Here is a 23,283-nt window from a genome sequence, read left to right on the forward strand (position 1 = left end):
ATACTCGAGGCATGGACGAATACCCCGAACCGGTGCACGATCCCGCCGACGGCGCTCTGGACCCGCGTGCCGAGCTGAGTGAGTTCCTGCGCACCCGGCGGGCTCGGCTGAAGCCGGAGGACGTGGGCCTGCCGGACTTCGGACGGTACCGGCGTGTGCCGGGGCTGCGCCGCGAGGAGCTGGCGCAGCTGGCCGGGGTGTCGGTGGGGTACTACACGCGGCTGGAGCAGGGCAACGGGCGGCACGTGTCGGCGGAGGTCCTCGACGCCATCGCCCGCGCGCTCAGACTGAGCGACGCCGAGCACGCCCACCTCTCGCACCTGGCGAAGCCGAAACAGAAGAAGAAGCCGGCGGGCCGCACCCAGCGGGTGCGGGGCTCCCTGCGGACGCTGCTGGACACCATGGAAGGCGGCCCGGCGATCCTCGTGGGGCGGCGGGGGGACATCCTCGCCTGGAACCGGATGGCCGCGGCGGTCTTCGGCGACTGGGCCGAGCTGCCCGAGCAGGAGCGGAACTGGGCGCGGCTGGTGTTCCTCAGACCCGAGTACCGCGACTTGTTCGTGGACTGGGAGCACAAAGCGAACGACGTCGTCTCTCAGCTGCGCATGGACGCCGGCTCCCATCCCAACGACCCCCGGCTGTCCGCGCTGGTGGGCGAACTCTCCGTGAAGAGCGAGGAGTTCCGGCGGCTGTGGGCCGCCCACGACGTCAAGGACAAGTGCCATGGCATCCAGCGCCTGCACCATCCGCTCGTCGGCGAACTCGATCTGCGCCTCGAGTCGTTCCACCTGGCCGACGACCACGAACAGACACTGGCGACCTACCACGCCGAACCCGGTTCCCCGTCGGCGGAGGCACTACGACTGCTGGCCAGCTGGGGCACCGACGCGACAAGGGCGGGAGCCGGGATGCCGCCGGCACGCACGGCTTGATGAACAGTTGATCATCGGTAGTTGGCTGCGCGCCACGCCCAGCGTCCCGTCGCCCTTGCCCCCCGGAGCCGGCACGCGCCGTCCCGCCGGTCCCCGTCGAAGCGTCGGCATCCCGCGCACCCTCGGAACCGCCCACTACCGCCGCACCCGCAACTCCTCCGCCCGTCGCCCCAGTCACACCGGCGTCGCGCGAACCACGGAAACCGAAGTACGTGCGCAGATCCCGGGCTGACTGGCTGACTACGGCTTTGGCCAGCTGCCCAACGCGAGGTTCGCGACTTGCAGCAGCTCAGGGCGGGAACTACCACTCGCGGCCTGGACGGCAATCCCATTGGCGACTGTTCTCAGGTAGAGCGCGAGAAGATGAGGATCTGTGGCAGGCGGAAGGTCACCGCCGTCCACCGCCTGTTGAAACCGGCGCGTCAGGTGGGCTATCCCGTCCTCACGCCATGCGATGAGTGCGTCTCGGACTGGGCGGCTGTCATCCCCGGTAGCCAACGCACCCTGCACGCCAAGACAGCCCGTGGGGAGTCCCGGCGTGGTTGCCGCCTCGACCGTCCCGTGGAGCACGGCAGTAGCCACTGCTGCACTTGTGGGCTCTGCCATGGCTCGGGCGAAGTAGGCGGTCAAGCGCTCGGTGTAGCGCTCCAGCGCCTTGTAGAAGAGGTCTTCTTTGCTGCCGAACGCCCTGTACAGGCTGGGGCGGCTGATACCCATCGCTTCGGTGAGGTCGTCGAGGCTGGCGCCCTCGAAGCCCTTTGACCAGAACACCAGGACTGCACGATCGAGTGCCTCGTCGATGCCGAACGCGCGAGGCCTGCCGGGAGGGGCCGGTGTTGTCGAGGTCATTTCTTCATCCTACTCCTTCGGTACCGATCGGTACGGATGTGCTAGTTTATTTCGTACCAATCGGTACGCTATACAGAGAGTTGGCATTGTGTCACAGACCGTACTCATCACTGGCGGCACCTCAGGCATCGGCTTGAGCCTCGCGCAATCCTTCGTGGAGCTCGGGGCGTCTGTCGTCGTTTGCGGGCGTTCGCAGGCTGCGCTTGACCGATTCGCGCAGGCCCACCCGCAGGCACTGGCCGTGCGGGCCGATGTGACCGACGCAGCCGATCGGGCAGCGTTGCTGCAAGCAGTCGCTGATCGCTTCGGGCGTCTGGACGTGTTGGTCAACAATGCCGGTACGTTCGAGGAACGAGACTATGTCGCCGGCAAGAACCCCAATGCGACTCTCGATGCCGAGGTGGCGCTGAACCTCACCGCCCCCATCCACTTGACGGGTGAAGTGCTCGAGCGGTGGCCAGAGCCCGACGCGATCGTATTCATCACCTCGGGGTTCGCTCTGGTATCGCCCACTCGCGCACCTACCCACGGCGCGGTGAAGGCCGGCCTGCACGGCTTTGCGGATGGCTTGCGCCGTCAACTCGCCCCGCAGGGCTCCCATGTCCTCGAGGTCCTCCCACCGTCTACGGACACGCCCATGAACGCCGAAGCCACGGGGAAGAAACTGGCTCCCGAGCAGGTGGCGGCGGTCACGATGAAGGCTCTTCGGCGGAGGCGGAACATGGCATTCCCCGGTCAGACGAAAGTCATGCCCGCCATGCTGCGCATCGCGCCGGGCACACTGCGACGCGTCGTCGCCGCGCTCTGAGCCCCAGACAAATCCTTCCCCCAGCAACACCTCACCGAGCGGGCCGAGTGGGCTCCCGCCTCCCGCGAAGCCGAAGGCAAGCAGCCGATTCGGCCTAGGGCCAATGCCGTGACTCTGTTGGCCACCGCCGTGATCGCCGCCGCGGTGTCCGAGGATGAGCGGCCTGTCGGCGTTCGACGCCGTCGTTGCGGACCAGGTCGAATTCCTGACCCGCCACCTCCTGAACAACTGACCGGCCCGTTGCGGATTGAAAGGATTCTCCATGTCCGCATTCCCCCTCCACCTGGTTCCTTCCCGCAGGGCGCTGACGACCGGGCGCTTCATCGTCGCGGCCACCCACTTGTTCACCCCGCGGCTGGCCGCGCGGGTTTTCCAGCTCACGGCCAGCGGTACCCCCGCGATCCCCTATTCGCGGATGTTCGCGATCCGCAACGCTGCTCTCGGGCTCGGACTGCAACGGATGGACAGTTTCACCCGGCCCCAGCAGCAGCAGTTTCTTGCGGTGAACATCGTCATGGACTCGGTCGATGCCGCCGCTTTCCTGGCCGCGGGCCTGCGGCGCGACGTCAGCCGTACCTCGGCCATGCTGTCCGCCGCCGTGGCTCTTTCTGCGGTGGCAGCCGGTACCACGGCCCTCATCGAGCACAAGCAAGCGGCCGCCCAAGAAACGGAGCCGACAGCGACGGCCCCATCGAACAGCGACTGGAAGTGACCGCACCGGCGTGGCACCGCAGCTGATCCACCGCACCGCCTCCATTGACTGGAGGCCGCCGAGCACGTGTTGGCGGTCTCTGTCGAGTTCAGCATCAGTCCCGATGTCAATGCCCCGGTTTCGTGGAGACCTTCCGATGCAGCCAGCTCCTCGGTGAAGCCGGCCCGGTAACCGTGTTCGTAGTCGATGGGCTCTTCCAGCCGCACACGCTGCGTAGCCGACGTGCGTTGTAGAAGCCGGTGATCCACGTGGCGATCTTCAGCCGGGCCTCGGTATGCGTGGCGAAAGTGTGCCGGTGGAGGTACTCGACCTTGAGCACGCTGTTGAACGCCTCGCTGACGGCATTGTCGAAACACGGCGTGACCCGGCCCACGGACTGGGTCACGCCGGCTTTCCGGCAGGTCTGGCGGAAGCGGCGGGAGACGTACTCGCTGCCGCGATCACTATGGAAGATCACGCACTTGACGTCGCCGCCGCGGGTGGCGACGGCCATGTGCAGGGCGGCGACGACCAGTTCGGCGTCGTGGAGTTCGCCCATCGCGTAGCCGAGCAGGCGGCGGCAGAACAGGTCGATCACGGTTGTAGGTAGAGCTTGTCCTCACCGGTGTCGATCTCGGTCATGTCGCCGCACCACACCTGGTCCGGTGCGTCGGCGGTGAAGTCCCGGCGCACGAAGTCCTGGGCGGCTGCCCGCCGTCCGGGCCTGGTCAGGCTGCGGCGCCGGCGGATCTCACCGCCCGGCTGGGGGAACTCGACGCGGCGAGCGAGAACTTGCGCATCACCCGCAAGACCCTCCTGGACATCCCCGCACCGGCCCCCACCGGCGAACCGGCCCGACCCGACGTCCCGGACCACCCCGCCTACCAGCAGATCCTCACCACCTTCGCCGACACCGGAAAGCCGCTGCGTGCCCGCGACCTCTGCCAGGCCCTCGACCTGCCCATCGTCCCGAAGAACACCGAAGGCATCCGCTCCAAGCTGAAACGCCTGGTCACGGGGCATCCTCATCGAACCCGAGCCCGGCCTGTTCGCTCAGCCCTGCCCCTGACCGTCCACTCGCCCCCGCCGACCAGGGCTCCTAACCCAGGCCCAACCGCGAAACGGACATCAGCTCACATCCCGCACTCTCAGTTCCTCATGCTCGGTGGTGGTCAACCCGTCGTCCCGCTCGCCGCGGTCGACCTCGGCCTGGCGGACCCAGCCGCGCGGAACTTGTTTCCGTGCGGCTTCGGACGGCTCAGATCTCCTGGGGCTTGTAGGAGCTGGGGTCGCGCAGGATGACGCGGCGCAGGAGGTCGACGGTTTTGGTGACGCCCTCGACGGGGGCCACAAGAACGTCCTCGTGCTCGATGCTCAGGACGTCGTCGTAGCCGGCTCGACGCAGGGCGAGGCAGAAAGCGCGCCAGAACGCGTCGTCGTGGCCGTAGCCGAGGGTGACGTAGTTCCAGGAGCGTTCCTTGGCGGCCGTGACGGGCAGCGTCTCCAGCCTGCTGGTCAGCGCCTGCCGGGCGGGTTCCAGCCGGGTGTCCTTGGCGTGCACGTGGTAGATCGCCTCGCCCAGGGCCTCGATGGCGGCGAGCGGGTCGGCCCCCATCCACATCAGGTGGCTGGGGTCGAAGTTGGCCCCGACCACGGACCCGACCTCCTCGCGCAGGCGCAGGAGGGTGGGGACGTTGTAGACCGCCTGGTGGGCGTGCATCTCCAGGGCGAGCTTGGGTACGCCCCGGTCACGGGAGTGGGCGACGAGGTCTCGCCAGTACGGGAGTACGGCCTCGGTCCATTGCCACTCGAGGATCTGTGTGGTCTCCGGCGGCCAGGAGACCGTGATCCAGTTGGGGTTGGCGTCGCCCGGCCCGCCCGGCAGCCCGGACATCATCACCACGCGGTCGACACCGAGCAGCGACGCGAGAGCGATCGTCCTGCGCGCGACCTGGTCGTGCTCGCGGCCGCTGGGCCCGGGGTGCAGGGGGTTGCCTGAGCAGGTGAGGGCGCTGATCGTGAGCCCTCGGTCGGCGACCTTGGCCAGCAGTTCGCGGCGCGCGCCGTCGCCGTCGAGAAGCCGGTCGATGTCGATGTGCGGGGCGGTGGACCAGGCGCCGGTGGCGAACTCCACGTGGTCCAGGCCGAGTTCGGCGGCCAAGTCCAGGGTCTCGTCGAGCGTGAGGTGCCCGACGCTGTCGGTGTTCAGACCGATCTTCATGATGCGTCCCGTCTGCGGTGTGGTCGGGCGGGGAGCGGTCGTTCCCCGCTGGTTCGGTGTGCCGGCGGTGGGGGTCAGATATAGAGGGTTGGGCGCTCGGCCAGTTCCAACTCGACGCGGCGCCCCTCGGTCTGGGCGCGGATGCCCGCCTCGCAGACCGCGGCCACGGCGTAGCCGTCCCACGCGCTGGGGCCGGTGACCTCGCCGCGCCGGGTGGCGTCGATCCATGCCTGGACCTCGCGGTCGTACGCTTCCTCGAACCGCTCGACGAAGCCGGGGGTGACCGTGCCGCCCCAGCGTCCGCCGGTGCTGACGAGCATGTCGTGCCGGTCGCCGATGCGGGCGGTGCCGTGCTCGCACACCGCCTCGGCCTGGACCTGGTAGCCGTAGCGGGCGTTGACGTAGATCTCGACGTCGACCAGGGCGCCGCCGTCGGTTTCGAAGACGACGAACTGCGGATCGGCCAGCCCTTCGGGCGCGTTCCCGGAGGGCCGCGGCCGCAACACCGTGACGGACGTGATCTCCTGGCCGAGCAGCCAGCGGGTGACGTCCATCTCGTGGGTGACGGAGTCGTTGATGAGCATGGCGCTGGTGAAGTCCGGCGGACAGGACGGGTTGCGGTGCCGGTTGTGCAGCATCAGCGGCCGGCCCAGTTCCCCGCTGTCCAGCAGCGCTTTGAGCTTGATGTACTCGTGGTCGTAACGGCGCATGAAGCCCACCTGCACCCGGCGGTGCCCGAGCCGCTGCTCGGCCTCCAGCACGCGCAGGGCGGAGGCGGCGTCGGGGGTGAGGGGCTTCTCGCACAGGACGGGCAGGTCGTGCTCGAACGCGGTGAGCAGTGCCGCCTCGTGGGCGACGCCCGGGGAGGCGAGCAGCACCGCGTCGACGTCGGGTGAGGCCATCGCTTCGGCGACGTCGCCGTAGGCCGCGCATCCGTCGACGTCGGCGGCGACCGTCTTGGCGCGATCGATGTCGACGTCGACGACGGCGGCCACATGGGCGCCGCTGGTCACCTCGCTGATCCGGCGTACATGGTCGGCTCCCATGCGGCCGGCGCCGATCACGGCGACTCCAAGGGAGGTGCGGTAGGTCATGTGGTTCCTTGACTTGAGGAGGTGGGGGCGGTGGTGACGGTCAGCAGAGGGCCGGCCGAACCCATACGGGTCCGGCCGTGACCCGGGTCGTACGCGTCACCGTGTTCCCTTGGCCGCGAACGTGGCGACGGCGGCGACATTGGATTCGTCGACGAAAGCCGGGCCGGTCAGCACGGGTGCCACGCCACCGCCGCTGTAGTTGCCGTTGTTCTTATAGAGCCAGAGGGAGTCGACCGCCAGGTAGCCCTGCAGGTAGGGCTGCTGGTCGACGGCGAACTGGATGCTGCCGTCCTGGATCGCCTTCACGAGTTGCTTGTTGAGGTCGAAGGTGGCGACCTTGGCCTTGCTGTCGCCGTCGGACACCGCCTGCGTGGCGGTCAGCGCGACCGGGGCGGCGAGGGTGACGACGTAGTCGATGGAGGGGTCCTGCTTGAGCTTGGCGGTGATGGTCGACTGCACGGACGGCATGTCGGCGCCGTTGACGAACAGGTTTTCCGTCGTGCCCGAGAAGCCCTTCTTGACGCCAGCGCAGCGTGCCTCCAGGGCGACCTGGCCCTGTTCCTGAATGACACAGGCGACCTTCTTGGCACCGAGGGAACTCAGCTTCTTGCCGACCGCCTCGCCCGCGACGGTCTCGTCCTGTCCGAAGTACTCGAGCAGGCCCTGCTTCTGCCAGTCGTCCACACCGGAGTTGAAGCCCACCACGGGGATACCGGCCTGCACCGCCTTGGCCACGGTGCCCTTCATGGCGTCGGGCTTGGCGAGGGTGACTGCGATGCCGTCGACCTTCTGGTCGATCGCGTTCTGCACCAGGTTGGCCTGGTTGCCCCCGTTCGGGTCGGACGTGTAGATCAGCTTGACGTTGTCCTTGGCGGCCGCGGCCTGGGCGCCCTTGCGGATGGTGTCCCAGAACGTGTCACCGGGGACGGCGTGGGTGATCATCGCGATGGTCATGCGGGGTGTGGTGGCCTTGCCTGCGGAGACGCCACCGGCGCTCTCCTCCGACTTCTTGCCGCCCGAGCTGCTGGAGCAGCCGGCGAGTGCCAGGACGGTACTGGCGGTCATGGCCACCAGGACGGTGAATCTGCGGGAGCGGGAGGGAAGCGAGCGGTTCATTTCGGCACCTCACTGTGCTGACTTGCGGGAAGGGTGATCCACCGGCGGGACGCGACACGTCCCGTTGTGGGTCGGGCGGGGAGCTGTTGGGGCGGCCGGCTGTGCGGCTCGGGGTGGGGATCAGAGGGTGAACGCGGCACGGAACCGCTCCATGGCGGTGTGACTGTCGCCGGAGGGCCATGCCTCCAGGGCGACTGTGCCGTCGTAACCGAGGTCGGTGAGGGCGCGGGCGACGGCCAGATAATTGATCTCTCCGGTGCCGGGTTCACGGCGGCCGGGCACGTCGGCGACCTGGATCTCTCCGATCAGGCCGGCGCCGTGCGCGCGGCGGACGAGCTCGATGAGGTTTCCCTCGCCGATCTGGGCGTGGTACAGGTCCAGATTCATCCGCAGACCGGGCCGATCGACTGCCGCGACCAGGGCGTAGGTGTCGGCGGCCCGCGCGAACGGGACACCGGGATGGTCGACGGCGGTGTTGAGGTTCTCCAAGGTGAAGGTGACGCCCGCGCTCTCACCCAGTTCGGCCAGACGGGTGAGCGTGCGGTGGGCGGTGATCCACATCTCGCCGGTGGCCTCGCCGGTCACCGGCACCACGGGCAGGCCAGCGCCGTCCAGGCCGGTGCCGTGCAGGTTGAGCCGGGGGCAGCCGAGATGCTCGGCTGCCTTGATCGACTCCTCGGCTGTGCGCAGGAGTTCGGTTGCGCCGTCCGGGTCGGTCAGGGTGCCGCGGATGTAGCCGGTCATCGAGGAGAACTCGGCGGGGGTCTGGGCCAGTGCGTCCAGGTCGTGCCGGGTCCAGTCCCAGATCTCCACCTGGAAGCCGGCCTCGTGGATGCGCCGGGCCCGCTCCTCGATCGGCAGGTCGCGGTAGACCATCTCGGCACAGACCGCCAACGTGTACATCGCAGCTCCAGACTTATAACGTTCTAAGAAAACAGGAGCAGTACGCCAGGCGCCGGGCAGCCTGTCAAGGGTTTGTGCGGACATTTGATTTATAACGTTGTAACAACACTGGCCAGTGCGTGTCCTGCTCGGCCCGGTCTACGATCACCTGGGAGAAGCCCCTCGATCAGGAAGGCCGACGGTGCCATCGCGCTCTGCCGTCCCGGACGGAAAACGGCCGACGCTCAGCGACCTCGCGGCGCGGGCAGGTGTCTCCGTGCCGCTTGCCTCCATGGTCATGCGCGGTGCCAAGGGGCCCAGCGCGGCAAGTCGCGAGCGGGTGCTGCAGGCCGCGCAGGAAATCGGCTACCGGCCGGACAGCAGGGCCCGCCTCCTGCGCAGCAGCCGCTCGCACCTGGTGGGAGTGCAGTTCGACCTGCGACAGCCCTTCCACGCCGACATGGTTGAAGCGCTCTACTCCGCGGCCGGGGCGGCCGGCTATCAGATCGCACTCAGCGCGCTCGCCGCGAGCCGCAGCGAACAGGAGGCGGTGGAGACGCTGCTCGCCGACCGCTGCGAGGCACTGATCCTGCTCAGCCCCCATGCCCCGGCGGCCCGGCTGGCAGAACTCGCTGCGCAGCTACCCGTCGTCTCCGTGGCCCGCCGGCTGCGCCCGCTTGCCGACGGCGTCGACGTCGTCCGCGCCGCCGACGACGAGGGCGCCCGCCAGGCGGTCGACCACCTCGTGGCACTCGGCCACCGCGACATCGTCCACATCGACGGGGGCAGGGCACCGGGCGCGGCCGACCGGCGCCGCGGCTACAAGTCGGCCATGAAGCACCACGGCCTCACCGACCGCGTCCGCCTCGTGCCGGGCGGGCTGACCGAGGACCACGGCGCCGCAGCCGCACGAACACTCCTCACCGAGGCCGCCCGCCCCACCGCCGTCCTCGCCTTCAACGACCACTGCGCCATCGGCGTCCTCGACACCTTCCTGCGCGCTCAGATCCGGGTGCCCGACGAGATCTCGGTCGTCGGCTTCGACGACAGCCACCTCGCCCGCCTCGCCCACGTCCAACTCACCACGGTCGGGCAAGAAGCCCGCCAGCTGGCGCGCCGGGCCGTGAGCCGGGCCGTCGCCCGGCTGGAGGGTGGGGCGACGGACGACGAACGAGAAGTCGTCGTCACACCACACCTCGTCATACGAAGCACCACCAGGGCACCTTGCCGCTCCTGACCCTCGCTGCTCCACATCCCGGCTCGATCTGGTCGAAGTCCTCCGCGCCCCCAAAGGACCACCCGCGGCTGTCCGCCGAGGAACCCGCCTCCATCCAGGCGGACGCCCGAGCCAAGGAGGCAGGCAAGCGGACGAACGCGAGCCGCTGCCGTGGATCGCGCCTTTCAGACACCGCACCACCTGAGGCATCAGGTGCCGCTGGCGCGGAACCTGACCGGGACCAAACACAAATCCACGGACCAAACGCTCCCTACGTTGTCCTGCGGGAGCCGGTGAGCCCTTCGTATGGTTCATCCACCCAGGGGCGTCGGGTGAGGCTTAAAACGCTCTGCCACTGGTGGCTTTGACTGATTGGCCGCCCGGTGCCCCACGACGACTCGGCTGCCGATTAGGAATTGCGAATGATCGCTCTGTAGGGAGTCGACAGCGAGGTCGTCCGTGGGAAGCGTCAGCGGAACAACGCACGGAGGCACTACATGGCCGCGATCTGGGCCGGCATCGACGCCGGCAAGACCCACCACCACTGTGTCGTGATCGACGAGAGCGGCCGACGACTGCTCTCGCGGCGCGTCGCGAACGACGAGCCCGAACTGACCGAACTCCTCGCCGACGTCCTGGCTCTGGGCGACGGGGTGACCTGGGCCATCGATCTGGCCGACGGCGGAGCCGCCCTGGCCATCGCGATTCTCCTCAACCAGGACCAACCGGTGCACTACATCTCCGGCCGAGCCGTCCACCGCGCCTCCGAGGGCTACCGCGGCGAGGGCAAGACCGATGCCAAGGATGCCGCTGTCATCGCCGACCAGCTCCGCGTCCGGCGTGACCTGCACCCCTTACGCGGCGGCGACGACAGGCGTCATCGACCTGACCTACAACCAGCAGGTCACAGAGCTCGACGAGGACATTGAGGCCCGGTTCCGCGACCACCACGCCTTCGACGTGATCACCAGCATGCCCGGTCTGGGCATCATCCTCGGCGCCGAGTTCCTGGCCGCCACCGGCGGCGACATGGCGGTCTTCGGCACCGCGGACCGCCTCGCCGGTTTCGGCGGCGTCGCCCCGGTGCCTCGCGATTCCGGGAAGATCAGCGGCAATCTTCGGCGCCCTCAGCGATACAACCGGCGCCTCCAACGGGTCTTCCCTACCTCGGCGTTGTTCAGCATCCGCCACTGCGCCGAGTCGCGCCGGTTCTACGAACGCAAACGAGCCGAGGGCAAGCGTCACACCCAGGCCGTGCTCGCCCTCGCACGTCGCCGCGTGAACGTCCTGTGGGCCCTCCTTCGCGACGGGCGATGCTACGAGTTCTCACCGCCCAACGCGCTCGCGGCTTGACAGACGGCATTAGGAATCAGTCAGGACGGCGCGCGGGCTGCTGCGCATATGGTCGAGTGAGATGTTCAACGCGGCGGCGATGGGCAGGGGGCAGTCCCGGTGGCGGGATCCCTTCGCTCCTACCGGCGGTTGCGTGAGGGGACAGGGATCGTGCCGTTGCCGCCCCTGTGGGAAGAAGGGGCGGCCCTGCTCGGGATTGTCGGCGCTTTCGCAGAGCTCCAGACCCAGCCGGTGACCAGCTCTCCCAGGACCCGTCCGATCTGGCCTGGGCGCGCTCTGCTGGGATCCACCACACCACGTCGCACTCGACTGGCGACGGGTGAGGCCGAGGCCGCCACCAAGCATGCCGCCAAGGCCGACGAGGCCGAGGGCACCGCCGAGGACGCCGAGGCCGAGGAGTCCAAGGACGCCTGACGCTTCCGCGTCGTGACAGGCCCGCCCCTTCGGGGGGGGCGGGCCCGTTCGCGTTGTCGGGCGTCGGTGTCGGCGCTGTCGTGCGGTGGTGTTGCCGGCGTTCGCGTTGTCGGCGGAAAGGCAGGGCAACCCCACAGCGGGTTCATAGGTCATGCATACGGCGTCACCGATCCGGGGCGCCGGATGTCCGACTCACGGGGGGTCCCATGACGTCTCTCGCCGCGGTGCGGCACACCATCTCAGCGTTCGCGCTGGCCGCCCTGGCCGGTACGGCGCTCGCTGTTCCGGCCAGTGCCAGTGCCCAGGAGGAACCGCTGCCGGTCTCCGTGACCGGCCCCGACAGCGTGAACCTTTCGCTGCAACCGGAGTCCGGTGAGCCGGGTGAGCCGGGTGAGCCGCAGATCGAGCTCGGACTCCGAGCGCCCGGCGAGCCGGTGCCGGACGAGAACGGAGTCATCTATCCGATCCACCAGGGCGACTACACGGTCACGGTGGACGCGAGCTCCCTGGCCGGTGTCGCCGCCGTCGACTTCTCCCGCCTGGGCGGGTGGCAGGGCTGCTCCGTCGACGGGCTGGTCGCGACCTGCAGCGACTACGAGATCTACGCCGGCCAGGACTACAACGACCTGGGCGGCATCAGACTCGACGTTACCGGCGAGAGCGCCGCGGGTGACTTCGGCACCATCGAGGTCACGGCCGCGGGCGAGGGCCTGGCCTTCGCCGGGCACACGGTGGACGTGCTGGTCGGCGGCCCCGAGCTGCAGATGAAGCAGCTGACCGAGCCCGAGGGCTTCCGGGCCGGCGACACCTTCCAGGCGCCGCTGGGCTTCCGCAACCTGGGCGGCCTCGGTGGCAAGGGCGTCGTGCTGCAGATCTCCGGCACCCGGGGCCTCTCCTTCCCCAGCACCTACGGCAACTGCTGGTACGACCCGCGTGACCCCGACAAGCTGCTCGATCGCTCCACGGCCCTCTGTGTCTTCGACACCGAGTTCGCCGGCGGCGCGGCCTACGGGCTGAACGCCCCGTTCCCGATCGGGACGGCAGGCTTCGCGCTCTACGACGCAATGTTCTACACCTTCAGCGCGGTGCCCGCCGACAAGGTGGCCGACTTGCTGGCCGAGGGCGACTACCAGGCCGGAGCCGGGCCCGACCTGGAACTGGCGCAGCTGCCGGACGCCGACCCCGCGGGCTACACCCGGTACGCGGAGACGGACTTCCCCACGACGAACACCTTCGACCTCGATCTGACCGGTGAGCGGCTGCGGGCCCGCAAGGGCGAGACGGTGTCGGTCGACGTCGGCTTCGCCAACCAAGGCCCCGCCTGGCTCGCCCTGCTGCGCTCCGGCGGCGAGCCGATCTCCTTCTGGGTCGACCTTCCCCCGGCCACCACGACCACCACGGTCCCCGAGGGCTGCCAGGCCGCCGACTGGGAGGGCGCCGAGGGCGACTACCTCTGCTTCGTCGACACCCCGATCCTGGAGGACGCCTCCCGCACCTTCACCTTCGGCCTCCGCGTCGACGAGGTGATCAGGAACGCCACCGGCCGGGCGTTCTTCGCGTACACGATGCCCAACGAGGGCAATCCGGCGAATGACTCCGGCGCCATCGTGCTGAACCCGAGGGGCCGGCTCTGATCGACGGCAGTGCGGGCCCGCCCCTCGGGGCGGCCCCGTCCCGCGTTCCGCCGCGGCCTCCGAGCGCAGGACGCAGGGCGACCGGGCGGCGGGCGTGGGACGGAGGCGCTTCGGCGGTATTCAGCGATGTCCGGTGGTGTTCGGCGAACACCACCGAGCGATCCCGAACTCCCCCAGCGCGGCCAGGGCGTACCGGCGGACGGCATGCGGACGAGGACCAGGGGATGCATGCGCATGAGCCGCAGCACGATAGTTGTCACCATCGGCGTCCACTGACCTGCGGATTCCATCGGGCAAAGCACGCTGGTTTCCACCGGATCGACGGGCATTCTGTCACCAGAACCGCGCGAAGCACGGTGATGGTCACCAGCTCCGGCGCTGGCAGTCACTTACGGATGAGTGATGGCCTCCGACCCGAGCTGAGTGCGAACTTCAGTTCACTACGATCCGCATGCCTTACACCGGGGAGGGACCATGGCCGAAGGCCACAGCAACCAAGACATCAACAATGCGGAATCCTCTGACAATGTCGTGGACAGGCGGACCATAGTTGAACTGGCGTACCTGCCCCAGTCTGCCGACACCCTGGTCGGCCTGCGGGTCCGCCAGCGGATCAAGTGGGCCGGGCTACTACTGCGAGGCGCACTCCTCTTCCTGTCGGTAGGACACTGGCTGGTCTCCGCCGCCGTCCGCGGCAGTGTCGGCGTGCTCTCGACGGCTGTGCTCCTGTTGGTCGTCTTGCTGCTGGTGGGTTACCCGCGGCTGCAAGCCGCCCAGGTGCAGCGCCTCGTCGGATGGCAGGGCGAATACCGCGCCACCGTGTCTCCGGCCGGGATCACATGCCGTACCGACCACAGCACACTGATCCAGAAGTGGTCCGTTTTCCAGGGGTACCGGGAAACGGCAGGTCACTTCGTCCTGCTCAGCCGGGACCCCAGCATCATGTGCGTCGACGTCCTGCCCAAGCGGGGCGTGCAAGAGGCTGGGGACATCGAGCAGCTACGGGGGATCCTGGACCAGCACACCCCTCGCGTGTGAACAGGTGTCCGCCGTTGTGACAACAAGCGCGCCTCTGTGACAACCATCCCGCTTCGGCTCACGGGCGGGAATTCAGTGGTCATGCTTTCGCTCTCAATCAGTAGTCCAAGTCCAGATAATCAATGTCATTGATTTCCACGTCCGACAGTCCCATGGCGCGACCGCCGCCGTCCTGGAAATAGATTTCCTTGAACCCTTCGGCGATGATCCCCCGCATCTGCTGATCGCCGGCACCCGCGTTGCGGGCGTCGAACAGGCGCTGCGCGTACGCCGGGGGGAGGTGCACGGTCAGGCGCCGGAACCGTCCGTCGTCGGTCGTGCCGACGGGCGCGGTGTAGCCGAACCGGGCCCTCGTCTCCACCGTGATCCCGCCCGAGGCCGCGGCCTGCTTCTGCCGGCGTTTGCGCACCTGCGGCTGCCAGCGGGTCCGTACCGCGTCGTCGATCTTCGCGGCGACATCGGCACGGGGATGCTTGCGGGCACCACGACGGTAGCGGTTGACGGAGTCCGCGGTAACCCCGAGCTCCCGCGCCACGGCCTTCGCACTGCCCAACTGCCGGATCAGGTAGCCGATCTGAGCCTTCAGCGTCTTCGGCGGCTGGCGGGTGAACGTTTCCCGGTCGGCCCGCTCGATCGCGTCGTCGATCTCGCCCACCGGCTACTCCCCCTCGTCCAACACGGCGTCGCCGCCCTTGATGTGACGGGCCGGATTCAGCCCCTTCTCCATCAAGTCGACCGCCCACAGCATCGACTGCACGCCCTCCAGCTTCGCCAGCCCCGGCGTCGGCCCGAGACGGAACCCGCCGGGCTGCGGCTTGCCGGACGCCGCGTAGGGCAGGAAGTCCAGCGGGCTCTCCCCCGGCGAGGGATAGACGACGCAGTCGGACAGCACGGCCAGCGGGAACAGGCCGGTCAGCTCCACCATGTTGCGCAGCTTGCGGTGCATATTGACCCGCGCCTTGGAGATGACAGCGGCCCTGATGTCGGGCCGCCAGGTCGGCCGTTCCAGCGCCGGCCACCGCTCACCCTCCTTGTAGGACTTGCCCTGCGGGCGCTCACGGAGCTTGCCCACGCCGCCCTTGACCGTGGCCTTGATGGCCGCGAGGACGGCGGCCATCGCCGGGTCGACCTGCTTGTGCTGCTCCATCGCCGCGAGGAAGGCCCGGCCGTCCAGGTCCCGGGGGACGCCCAGGTCGGCGAGGGTGTCGGCCTAGGCGGTGCCGACTCCTAATGGGCCGCGAAGCGGGTCACCGCCAACCGATTCCCGAGCCGGGCCGAGCGGGCACTGCTGTCCGCGTACTGGGCACTCTCCGGGTACGGGCTGCGGGCCTCACGCGCGCTGGGCTGGCTGCTCGGGGCGATGGCCGCCACTGTGCTGATGATAATGCTGTGGGGGCTGCCCGCCCAGGCGCCGACCCCCACCGCCACCGGACGCCTGACCGGCCAGGACATCAGCCTGACCACTACGGCCCCAACCCTGGCCAACCCAGCTGGCTCGCTCCCCTCCCGCCTCACCTCTGAGTGGTGGGAGAAATCGCTGCGGATCGTGGTGAACTCGGCCATCTTCCGCTCCTCCGGCCAGAATCTCACCACCACCGGCGCCTACACCGAAATGGCCTCCCGCCTCGCAGAACCCGTCCTCCTCGGCCTCGCGGTCCTCGCCGTCCGCGGACGCGTCAAGCGATAGCGGCCCTGTATTCCGTCACCCGACGTATGTCATTCCGTCGGTAAGCCGCTACGACCAGGCCGTGTGTGAGGGCGACGCGGCCCGGCTCACCGGGATCTGTGCGGGCAAGCACGGCCGCTGGGGACGGATCTGTGTCCTGGACGACGGTCACGAGACCTCGATGGAGGAACCGCACTGGGGGCGCACCAGCGAGGGGCGGCCGATCGCGTGGGGGCAGCGCGCCCGACGACTGGTGAGCGCACCAAGGGGTGCCGCCACCCTCGGACTGAAGCCGGTGGCGGTGTATCCCTCTGACGCTGAAAGCCATGCCAGCGGGGCTGACAGCGGTGGAAGTTCTCCAAATAATGCAGCCGGATGTTTTCGAGCACCGACCTCGCGACCTGAAGTGATCTAGACATGACATGGTGATGGCGTAGATTCGTGAGGCACGCACGACTCCCTTGGGTATATGGAGACCTCATGCGTTTCAAGCAAGTCGGTGCAACTCTGGTGGGTGCCGCCGCGGTCACCATGCTCGCCGCAGGCCCCGCCCTGGCCGCTACCACCACCTTTGCTGTTTCCTCCGGCGCAGGCTCACACTCGGCCTCGGGTAGCTTCACCTGGCTCAACCGCTCCGTGCAGGTCCAGGGAGGGGTGAAGAACATCGGCGGCGCGGGAACGGCAGTGCTCTTCGATGCGTGGGCTGGCAGCACCTTGGTTAATTCCCAAAGCCGCCCAACTGGAGGGAAGCTCGCAGTCAATGAGACCATAAGCTACAATTTCACCCTCGACGGTTCAGCATACTCGGGCGGTATTACAGAGATCGATGTCTGGCTCTACAACGCTCATGCTGACTCGTGGTCCGGCCCCACGACCTATTTCCGGCCGTAATTCCCTATCCCCACGGTAGGTCCCATCGGCCCCAGACGTCACAGGCGCGGAGGACCGTGGTCATTCAGTGAAGGGCACCCTGGCCCGCCCGGGTAGGCGGCTTGGGGGCCCTTCGCGGTGTGCGGGCGCACCTACGGTGCCGGCCCAGTCGCCGACGGACTGCCGATCCGAACGGCCCCAGCCGATCGCGTGAATGGGCAGCCCTCGGACTGGACTCGGCAGCGGCGTAAGGCTGGTGAGCAGGACCCTTGGGATTCACCCACCAACGGTTCCGGAGAACGCAAGCACACTGAGTACGGCGACGAGGGCTGAACGGATACGCATGAAGGAATGGACGAGTGCGACCTTCGTATGAGTATGACTCTGTGACGGAACGCATGCTCATGTAGGGGCCGTCCGCCTGTCCGGCGAAAGCTCGTCTGAGTGATCAACTTCGAGACACCGTTCGATGCTGCGCCGCGTGACGAGAGCTCAGCTTCTGGAGGCCTCGTCGATTGCGGGCATTGGCCTGCCACCCGGATGCCACCCGTTGAGGAAGCTGGCCTGCCTGCCGACGTCAACGAGTTCTATCCGTGCACCGATGCTGTGCATTTGGTGATAGGTAAACGGCCGGCCATAGGGACAGCCGGAGAAGTCCACGGGCATGCCGCCTTCTTCCAGACGCTGGGAACCTTGCCGCACATCGCTGGTCCAGAAGCCGATGTGATCGAATCTGGCTCCCCTGGACGCGTCCCAGGGACTGCCTGGCGGCCCTTCAATGAGTTCGATGAAGGGCGGCCCGCCTGCGGTGAAGACGATGCGGTAGTCCCACTCACCGAGCCGGTCGGACACAGGATCACTCCACTCAACCCCGGCCGCACGTTGAAAATCCTGCATGGCCTGCTCGATGTCCGGGACCACAAAACACACATGGTAGAAGGCAGTCATTCCCCCATGATCCAGCACGTCACCCCAGAGGCCCAGAGGTTAAAAGACAAGCTGACCCGGTGTTAAGACTCGGTACCCCGCCTCACCGCCCATGAGAAGCGCTCAGCGGATCGGGTGGACAAGTTGGAGGCTGCCGAGATCGGCGGGCTGCCCATCCCCTCAGGATGGACGAAACCGGGCGAAGACCCGATCGGCCCGAGGCCACACTGGCAAAGCCCCCGTGGACTGGAGCCGGTGACGTCTGCCAGGCCGCAGCAACGCCCGGTCACCGGCGAGGGCGCTGTCAACGGCTTCACCGTGCTGGAGACGCTCGCCGCACTGACCGTCAGTACCTGGCGGTACTCCTGGGAACCCGAACGCCTGCGCCATCTCGGACCCATGGCGCAGGATTGGCACGCCGCTTTCGGCCTCGGGGACACCGACACCAAAATCGACCTTGTCGACGCGAACAGCATCGCGATCGTCGCGATCCAGGCACTCCACCGACAGGTGAACGACCGCCAGCAGGAGGTCGCGCAACTCCATGCCCAGATCCCCGCTGCCCCGCCCGACCCAGCCCGGTAACGGAAGGCCAAAGGAGCACACTCAAGGCGGCATGGACACTTTTCCAGGTGAGCGTGGCAGGCAATGTCACTCTCACCCTCTGTCAGCGTGACACCTTGCCGAATGAGACGGCCCGCTCGGGCAGCAGATCTGCTTCACAGACCCCGGACCGAGATCATCTGGTCCACGGCTTTCTGAACCCTCGGCAGGAACGCCGCAATGTCTCGCTACTGGGTTCCTCGCCAAGCTGGTCCAGAGCGGTCGCCGGGGTGAGGACGATCCGGCTGGTCAGCCGCGAACGTGCCGTCGTCGAGCACGACTTCGCGAACCTGAAGACCTGGCGCATCCTGACCAGGGCCCGTATGAACGCCCATCACGCCACCACGTTGCTGCGGGCCCTGCTCGTTCTGGCGACCTGCGAAGTCCAGCGGTGACAGACCGATCACCCGACAGCGATCACTCCGACTGCCAGCACGCGGACCGCATCACGGACTCACACCACTATCGCGACCTGCGAGTTCAAGATGAAACGATCTCATTGCGCGACTCTGCTGTGTACGCACGCTCTTGCGGGTGGCGGACCTCTCTCGGGCCGCCTACCGAAAGTGCGGTATGACGTGCTCGCCCCACTGACGGACCGTCTCCATGCACACCGCGTGGGGTACGCCGCCCATTTGCACTAGGCACATCACGTCGTCCGCTCCGGCGTCGGCCAGTTCCCGTACGCGGGAGAGGGCCTGGTCAGCCGTCCCGTAGGGGTGGTGGGTGTTGTAGGCAGCGACGTACTGGGGGAGCGCGGGCACGCCCGCCGTCTCCATCTCCTTCCGGACGGTGCGTTCGAGGGCCCGGAGCCCCCGCTCCCCGTCTGCGGCCATGTCTAGGTTGGGCGGCGGACCATCGGCGTACCAGTGGCGGGCGGACTCGACGAAGAACTGCTGGCCGCGTACGCCGATCCGGCGTGCCTCCGCCGCGTCGTCCAGGACGACCGTGGGGCAGACCACGGCGAAGTGGTCGTTGACCGCGGGCGTCAACAGGTCCCGGTTCGTACGGGCGGCGCGCGCCTCGTCGTAGACAGCGCGGCGCCGGCGCAGCAGGTCCAGGTCGCCGAGCCCGAGCACCAGCGCGCCGAGGCCCCGGTTCGCCGCGGACCGCAGCGCGGCCTCGTTGGTGCATGCCGTGAAAATGGGTGGGTGCGGATCCTGGTACGGGCGTGGGAAGACCTCACCAGGGGCGATGTTCAGGGAGCCGTTCCAGCCGGAGGCGTTCCCCTGCCACACGCCGGTGACGATTCGCAGGGCCTCCTCGACCTGCTCGTGGGACGTGCCCGCGTCGACCCCGAAGAGGCTCATCTCCCGTGGGCTGGCGCTGCGGCCCACTCCCACGTCCAAGCGTCCGCCGCTGAGGACGTCGAGCATCGCGGTGCGTTCCGCCACGCGTACGGGGTGCTGGTAGCCGAAGGGCAGTGTCACCACACCGTGCCCGATACGGATGCGCGAGGTGCGGGCGGCCACCCACGTCAGGAAGATCTCCGAAGTGCTCATGTGCGAGTACCACTTGAGGCCGTGGTGTTCCACGGCCCACACGCGGTCGAAGCCCATCTCCTCGGCCTTGACCGCCAATTCGACCGAATCCCGGAGCATCTGGCGTTCGTTCTCTGGCGTGGGGTTTGCTAACTGGCCCACGATGAAGACAGAGAACTGCATACATTCCTCCCTGGTGGTGCGACCGGCGCCGGGGTATCCGGGGGCCCGCCTGTGGAGAGCGGGCCCCCGGATCTCACCGCCTTGGGGCGGTCATGGCCGGTCCCGCGTCAGAAAGCAGTGCATCCCGTGCTGGCCGAGGTACCAGTGCAGATCCCCGACGCGGCGAGCTGCTCGTGCGCGGGTGTTTCGTCCTGGAGCAACTGGAGCGCGAGAACCTCTTCCATTGCTTCGAGAGCGGTCATGGTGGACTTCCTTTCTGTGGTGGGGGTGTTGTGCGGTCCTCCGCTGTCGGAGGGCCGCTCCCCTCTCCGGCGTGCGGAGAGGAAACCGGGTTGGCGCTGGGGACGAGGGCGTCGACGGTGAAGAACACGTCCCGCGCGCCGTCGAGCAGCCGGGTCAGCGCGAGGAGCACCCCCGCCGACCCGCTCCACAGGTCCGCGGTGAAGCGCATGTGGTACTCCCCGTGGAAGCGCACCCCGGCGGGTCCGGAGACCGCGTGGCCGAACAGGGAGCGGGCGGCTTCCAGCGCGGCGTCGCGGGTGGCGGGTGTCGCGGTGATGTCGGCTTGGTCGGCGAGTGCGAGGACGAGGCCCGCTTGCCCCTCGTACAGCCCGGCGTAGTACGTGGTGGCGACGGTGGTCGCGCGCACGGCCTCGGCGACGGCCGTGCGCAGGTCGTCGTCGGCAAAGGGAAGGTAGCGGGCCGCGACGAAGGAGAATCCCGCCGACCCTCGGTAGAGGTACGGATAGAGACGCTGGTCCTCGTCGCTGACGCGGAACGCGATCCCCCCGCCGGGGTACGGGGCGGCAGCCTCGGCCTCCTCGCGCAGCAGCCGGAGCCCGTCGCGGAGCGCGGTCCCGTCATCACACAGGCGGTGGAGGTAGTGGTCGAGGAGGGCGACGCCGACGCGCCCGTGCAGGAGGCCGGTGACCCCGGCGGTCTCCAGCTTCTCGCCCAGCGCACTTCCCGAGGGGATGCGGGAGCGCAGCTCGCGGGCGGTCTCCACATGCCGCTGATCGCCGTCGTGCCCGAAGAGGGCCAGGTGTGCCAGGGCCACCCCGGCGAGGCCGTCCGCCAGGGTGGCGGACCGTTCCAGTAGAGGGCTCCTCGTTGCCTCCGCGAGGAGCGCGTCGGCTTCCTCCAGCGCGCCCAGTTCGGCGAGGACCCAGGCGATGCCGGCTAGTCCGGAGTGCAGTCCGGGCGCGGACCGGCCTCTGGACTCCAGGCTCTCCGTGCGGAATCTCTCCCGTACGTCCGGCGGGATGTCCCGCCCGGCCGCGTGCAGGGCGTGGAGCACACCCGCGGTGCCGTAGAGGACGCCGTGCCGGTTCGTGTAGTAGCCGCGCGGCACGGTGGGGAAGATGACGGTGCCGCCGGGGTCGGCCATGTCGACAAGATCGTCGGCGACGGCGTCTCTCAGCGTGCGCAGGCTCCGCCAGGGCGCCTCGTCGACCTGCCCGGGCGTCGGCACTGTCGAGAGGGCGTCGAGGGAGGCGAAGGCCGTGGCCCGCTCCCACAGCGCGGCCGGCACTGGACGCCCGGACGCCTTCCTGGTCACTGAGTGCAGGTGGTGGAACGCGGCGGGCTCGCGCTGCGTGACGTGGTGCTTCATGCCGAAGGTGAGGAGCTGCGCCAGCCCCGCGAGCCCGTAGCGGTCGCAGTACTCCGGGTCGCTCTCCATCCGCCGTACGAGCTGGTCGTGGGGCATGGTCGGGAAGTAGCCCGGAGTGCCGAAGAGGGGACCGGGTCGCCCGGCTTCCGCGGCTGTCTCGAAATCGATGAGTCGTACGGTGTCGGAGTCGTCGACGAGGACGTTGCGGGGGCTGACGTCGAGGAAGACGAAACCGGCCGCGTGCAGCCGGTCCAGCGCGTCGCTCACCTGTCCGAGGACGTGCGCGCAGCGCCGCCAGTAGGTGCGGTAGTAATCGGCGTCGGGCGCGATGGTGAACCCGGGGTGGTACTGGGCGACCCATTGGAAGAGCGACACCCCGGGCACGAACTCCGTGACGAGGTACGAGTGTTCCCAGCGGTCGAAGAACGCTACCGGATTGGGTGCCAGCCCCGGTGCCCTCTTTGCCAGCTCCCGGAGGACCCGCTCCTCGTGCTCAAGGTGCGCGGAGGCGCCGGTGCCGTCCGGGAACAGGCCGGAGTGGGCCCGGGCCTCCTTCACGAACACTCGCTGTCCGGTGTCGTGGAGAGTCGCTGCGTATGCCCCGCCACCGTTGGAATGGCGGATGACCCGGTCGAACTTCATGCCGCCGAACGAGACGGAGCGGGACGTCCGCCGCGCTCGGTCGGCCGGCGGGTCCCCGGAGAACGGGTCCGTGATCCCTTCCGGCAGGCTGAACGAAATCCCTCGCACGTCCGGGACGAGCGCGCCCGTGCCATCGGGGACCATCAGCACCTCGCTGCCGTCCGGCTGGACGGCGGGAAGGTTCTCGAACGCTCCGTAGCGGTAGGACACAACCTTAGAGTCCGCCCAGCGCCGGTCGCCCAGGATGTACGGCCCCTGCTCGTCCGCCAGCTCGGAGTGCAGAGACTCCATGACGCGGCGGGCCAACTCCTCGTCCGGCGGGTAGATCGCGATGAACTTCCCGTTCTGTTCCCGAGGCGCGTGCTTGTGGTGGAGCATCACGAAGAACTGGAAGGACGCGAGGTGCTTGAAGGGAATTCCGTGCCGTACGCAAACGGCCGCGGCCGTGTCGAGCACCTGCTGCGCCCTGGAGATCCGGGCCGAGACGTGGACCTTCCAGCCGTGCGTGGCGATGACCGTCCCCGGGGGCTTGTGGACCGACCAGAAGGACATGGACTTGTGGTCCCAGTCCTCGGGCACTCCTGACGCCCGGTACACCTGGCCCGTCTCCCTGCTTTCGTGCAGCGGCCGGTAGTAGTCCGGATGCGCCTGGACGTAGAAGAGGTGCTCCATACCCCTGTCTCCCCGTGTGGTGGGTGGGCGCCGGTCACCGACCCCGCCGTGTCAGTTCGTGGTGTGCGTTCCCCACTGCTGCGACCAGCTTGGCAAGGGCGGGCCCCGCATACGTCATGCTGCGGGGCGGTACGGACCTAGACCTAGGTCGATGCCCGTGATCGACCTAGGTCGATCACGGGCACCCGGGCTCGCGCACCGGCGGTGACGGGCCGCGGTCGTCCCGTCCGGAACCGGCCGTACGGGAGGGCCCGGCCGAGGCTGCGGGAAACGTGCCGGCCAACACGGGCCCTCGAACGACCGGGAGGAGCCCGACCCGTCCAGCGGCGCCGGACACAGGTCCCGCGCTTCCAGAGGGGCGACTGCCGGAGTGAGGTGA

Annotated in this window: 24 protein-coding genes and 2 pseudogenes; 12 read left to right on the top strand and 14 right to left on the bottom strand. The window is 68.4% G+C overall.

Features of this window, described 5'->3' with window-relative positions; genetic code table 11:
• Positions 1-11 precede the first annotated feature (11 nt).
• On the top strand, positions 12-932 hold the full coding sequence (locus SLINC_RS00490) for a helix-turn-helix domain-containing protein (RefSeq protein ID WP_067425222.1): 921 nt from the start codon (positions 12-14) through the stop codon (positions 930-932).
• Positions 933-1,172: 240 nt separating this feature from the next.
• Here SLINC_RS00490 and SLINC_RS00495 read toward each other — a convergent pair whose 3' ends face one another.
• Positions 1,173-1,781 (bottom strand): TetR/AcrR family transcriptional regulator, encoded by a 609-nt coding sequence (locus SLINC_RS00495; protein WP_067425225.1) that lies wholly within the window; start codon positions 1,779-1,781, stop codon positions 1,173-1,175.
• Between the two features lie 88 nt (positions 1,782-1,869).
• Between SLINC_RS00495 and SLINC_RS00500 the strand changes: the two genes are divergently transcribed.
• Both SLINC_RS00500 and SLINC_RS45515 read left to right on the top strand, forming a co-directional pair.
• Positions 1,870-2,589: an SDR family NAD(P)-dependent oxidoreductase gene (locus SLINC_RS00500; RefSeq protein WP_067425228.1), complete on the top strand. Its 720-nt coding sequence runs from the start codon at positions 1,870-1,872 to the stop codon at positions 2,587-2,589.
• 262 nt (positions 2,590-2,851) lie between these two features.
• Positions 2,852-3,301, top strand: a complete 450-nt coding sequence (locus SLINC_RS45515; protein WP_211292746.1) for a hypothetical protein — start codon at positions 2,852-2,854, stop codon at positions 3,299-3,301.
• A 106-nt stretch (positions 3,302-3,407) separates the two neighbouring features.
• On the opposite strand, the gene SLINC_RS00505 is transcribed toward SLINC_RS45515, so the two are convergent.
• The 6 genes from SLINC_RS00505 to SLINC_RS00525 form a co-directional block, all read right to left on the bottom strand.
• Positions 3,408-3,878, bottom strand: a complete 471-nt coding sequence (locus SLINC_RS00505; protein ID WP_107406531.1) for a DDE-type integrase/transposase/recombinase — start codon at positions 3,876-3,878, stop codon at positions 3,408-3,410.
• The gene (locus tag SLINC_RS47825; RefSeq protein WP_159425312.1) at positions 3,875-4,303 is read right to left on the bottom strand and encodes a hypothetical protein; all 429 of its coding nucleotides are present in this window, start codon (positions 4,301-4,303) and stop codon (positions 3,875-3,877) included. Before SLINC_RS47825 ends, SLINC_RS00505 begins: the two co-directional genes overlap by 4 nt.
• 235 nt (positions 4,304-4,538) lie before the next feature.
• Positions 4,539-5,501, bottom strand: coding sequence for a sugar phosphate isomerase/epimerase family protein (locus tag SLINC_RS00510; RefSeq protein WP_067425231.1), 963 nt, complete (start codon positions 5,499-5,501; stop codon positions 4,539-4,541).
• Between the two features lie 74 nt (positions 5,502-5,575).
• Positions 5,576-6,595: a Gfo/Idh/MocA family protein gene (locus SLINC_RS00515; protein ID WP_067425234.1), complete on the bottom strand. Its 1,020-nt coding sequence runs from the start codon at positions 6,593-6,595 to the stop codon at positions 5,576-5,578.
• A gap of 96 nt (positions 6,596-6,691) precedes the next feature.
• Positions 6,692-7,711 carry a sugar ABC transporter substrate-binding protein gene (locus SLINC_RS00520; protein WP_067425237.1) on the bottom strand — a complete coding sequence of 340 codons (1,020 nt, stop codon included), beginning with the start codon at positions 7,709-7,711 and terminating at the stop codon, positions 6,692-6,694.
• A gap of 120 nt (positions 7,712-7,831) precedes the next feature.
• Positions 7,832-8,614 (bottom strand): TIM barrel protein, encoded by a 783-nt coding sequence (locus tag SLINC_RS00525; protein WP_067425240.1) that lies wholly within the window; start codon positions 8,612-8,614, stop codon positions 7,832-7,834.
• 181 nt (positions 8,615-8,795) lie between these two features.
• Between SLINC_RS00525 and SLINC_RS00530 the strand changes: the two genes are divergently transcribed.
• The 5 genes and pseudogenes from SLINC_RS00530 to SLINC_RS00550 all read left to right on the top strand — a co-directional run bounded on the left by SLINC_RS00530 (position 8,796) and on the right by SLINC_RS00550 (position 14,248).
• Complete coding sequence (locus SLINC_RS00530; protein WP_067425243.1) at positions 8,796-9,830, top strand: LacI family DNA-binding transcriptional regulator; 1,035 nt, start codon at positions 8,796-8,798, stop codon at positions 9,828-9,830.
• A 476-nt stretch (positions 9,831-10,306) separates the two neighbouring features.
• Positions 10,307-11,162: pseudogene (locus SLINC_RS00535) on the top strand (IS110 family transposase).
• A gap of 150 nt (positions 11,163-11,312) precedes the next feature.
• The gene (locus SLINC_RS47830; protein WP_159425313.1) at positions 11,313-11,576 is read left to right on the top strand and encodes a hypothetical protein; all 264 of its coding nucleotides are present in this window, start codon (positions 11,313-11,315) and stop codon (positions 11,574-11,576) included.
• A gap of 206 nt (positions 11,577-11,782) precedes the next feature.
• Positions 11,783-13,210 carry a hypothetical protein gene (locus tag SLINC_RS00545; RefSeq protein WP_067425249.1) on the top strand — a complete coding sequence of 476 codons (1,428 nt, stop codon included), beginning with the start codon at positions 11,783-11,785 and terminating at the stop codon, positions 13,208-13,210.
• A 474-nt stretch (positions 13,211-13,684) separates the two neighbouring features.
• Positions 13,685-14,248 (top strand): YcxB family protein, encoded by a 564-nt coding sequence (locus SLINC_RS00550; RefSeq protein ID WP_067425252.1) that lies wholly within the window; start codon positions 13,685-13,687, stop codon positions 14,246-14,248.
• Between the two features lie 97 nt (positions 14,249-14,345).
• Here the strand turns inward: SLINC_RS00550 and tpg are convergent, their stop codons facing one another.
• The 3 genes and pseudogenes from tpg to SLINC_RS48730 all read right to left on the bottom strand — a co-directional run bounded on the left by tpg (position 14,346) and on the right by SLINC_RS48730 (position 15,619).
• Positions 14,346-14,903 (bottom strand): telomere-protecting terminal protein Tpg, encoded by a 558-nt coding sequence (tpg, locus tag SLINC_RS00555; RefSeq protein WP_067425255.1) that lies wholly within the window; start codon positions 14,901-14,903, stop codon positions 14,346-14,348.
• Positions 14,904-14,906: 3 nt separating this feature from the next.
• Positions 14,907-15,455, bottom strand: a pseudogene (locus SLINC_RS00560) (telomere-associated protein Tap); the annotation flags it as partial.
• 20 nt (positions 15,456-15,475) lie between these two features.
• Positions 15,476-15,619, bottom strand: a complete 144-nt coding sequence (locus tag SLINC_RS48730; protein WP_182449130.1) for a hypothetical protein — start codon at positions 15,617-15,619, stop codon at positions 15,476-15,478.
• 7 nt (positions 15,620-15,626) lie between these two features.
• Between SLINC_RS48730 and SLINC_RS45525 the strand changes: the two genes are divergently transcribed.
• Both SLINC_RS45525 and SLINC_RS47835 read left to right on the top strand, forming a co-directional pair.
• Complete coding sequence (locus SLINC_RS45525; RefSeq protein WP_182449131.1) at positions 15,627-15,935, top strand: hypothetical protein; 309 nt, start codon at positions 15,627-15,629, stop codon at positions 15,933-15,935.
• A 459-nt stretch (positions 15,936-16,394) separates the two neighbouring features.
• Entirely contained in the window at positions 16,395-16,805 is a 411-nt protein-coding gene (locus SLINC_RS47835) for a hypothetical protein (protein ID WP_152038959.1), read from the top strand.
• A gap of 471 nt (positions 16,806-17,276) precedes the next feature.
• Here the strand turns inward: SLINC_RS47835 and SLINC_RS00570 are convergent, their stop codons facing one another.
• Positions 17,277-17,732: a VOC family protein gene (locus SLINC_RS00570; protein WP_067425264.1), complete on the bottom strand. Its 456-nt coding sequence runs from the start codon at positions 17,730-17,732 to the stop codon at positions 17,277-17,279.
• Between the two features lie 114 nt (positions 17,733-17,846).
• Between SLINC_RS00570 and SLINC_RS00575 the strand changes: the two genes are divergently transcribed.
• Entirely contained in the window at positions 17,847-18,296 is a 450-nt protein-coding gene (locus tag SLINC_RS00575) for a tail fiber domain-containing protein (protein ID WP_152038960.1), read from the top strand.
• Positions 18,297-18,544: 248 nt separating this feature from the next.
• Positions 18,545-18,709, top strand: coding sequence for a hypothetical protein (locus SLINC_RS47840; protein ID WP_159425314.1), 165 nt, complete (start codon positions 18,545-18,547; stop codon positions 18,707-18,709).
• Between the two features lie 162 nt (positions 18,710-18,871).
• On the opposite strand, the gene SLINC_RS00580 is transcribed toward SLINC_RS47840, so the two are convergent.
• From SLINC_RS00580 to lanKC, 3 genes are all read right to left on the bottom strand, one after another.
• The gene (locus tag SLINC_RS00580) at positions 18,872-19,978 is read right to left on the bottom strand and encodes an LLM class flavin-dependent oxidoreductase (RefSeq protein WP_067425271.1); all 1,107 of its coding nucleotides are present in this window, start codon (positions 19,976-19,978) and stop codon (positions 18,872-18,874) included.
• A 107-nt stretch (positions 19,979-20,085) separates the two neighbouring features.
• Positions 20,086-20,220: a class III lanthipeptide gene (locus SLINC_RS48735; RefSeq protein ID WP_192902652.1), complete on the bottom strand. Its 135-nt coding sequence runs from the start codon at positions 20,218-20,220 to the stop codon at positions 20,086-20,088.
• Positions 20,217-22,904 carry a class III lanthionine synthetase LanKC gene (lanKC, locus tag SLINC_RS00585; protein ID WP_067425274.1) on the bottom strand — a complete coding sequence of 896 codons (2,688 nt, stop codon included), beginning with the start codon at positions 22,902-22,904 and terminating at the stop codon, positions 20,217-20,219. The genes SLINC_RS48735 and lanKC overlap by 4 nt, the downstream gene beginning before the upstream one ends.
• Positions 22,905-23,283: the final 379 nt, after the last annotated feature.

Origin of the sequence: Streptomyces lincolnensis, assembly GCF_001685355.1 — a bacterium.
GTDB lineage: Bacteria > Actinomycetota > Actinomycetes > Streptomycetales > Streptomycetaceae > Streptomyces > Streptomyces lincolnensis.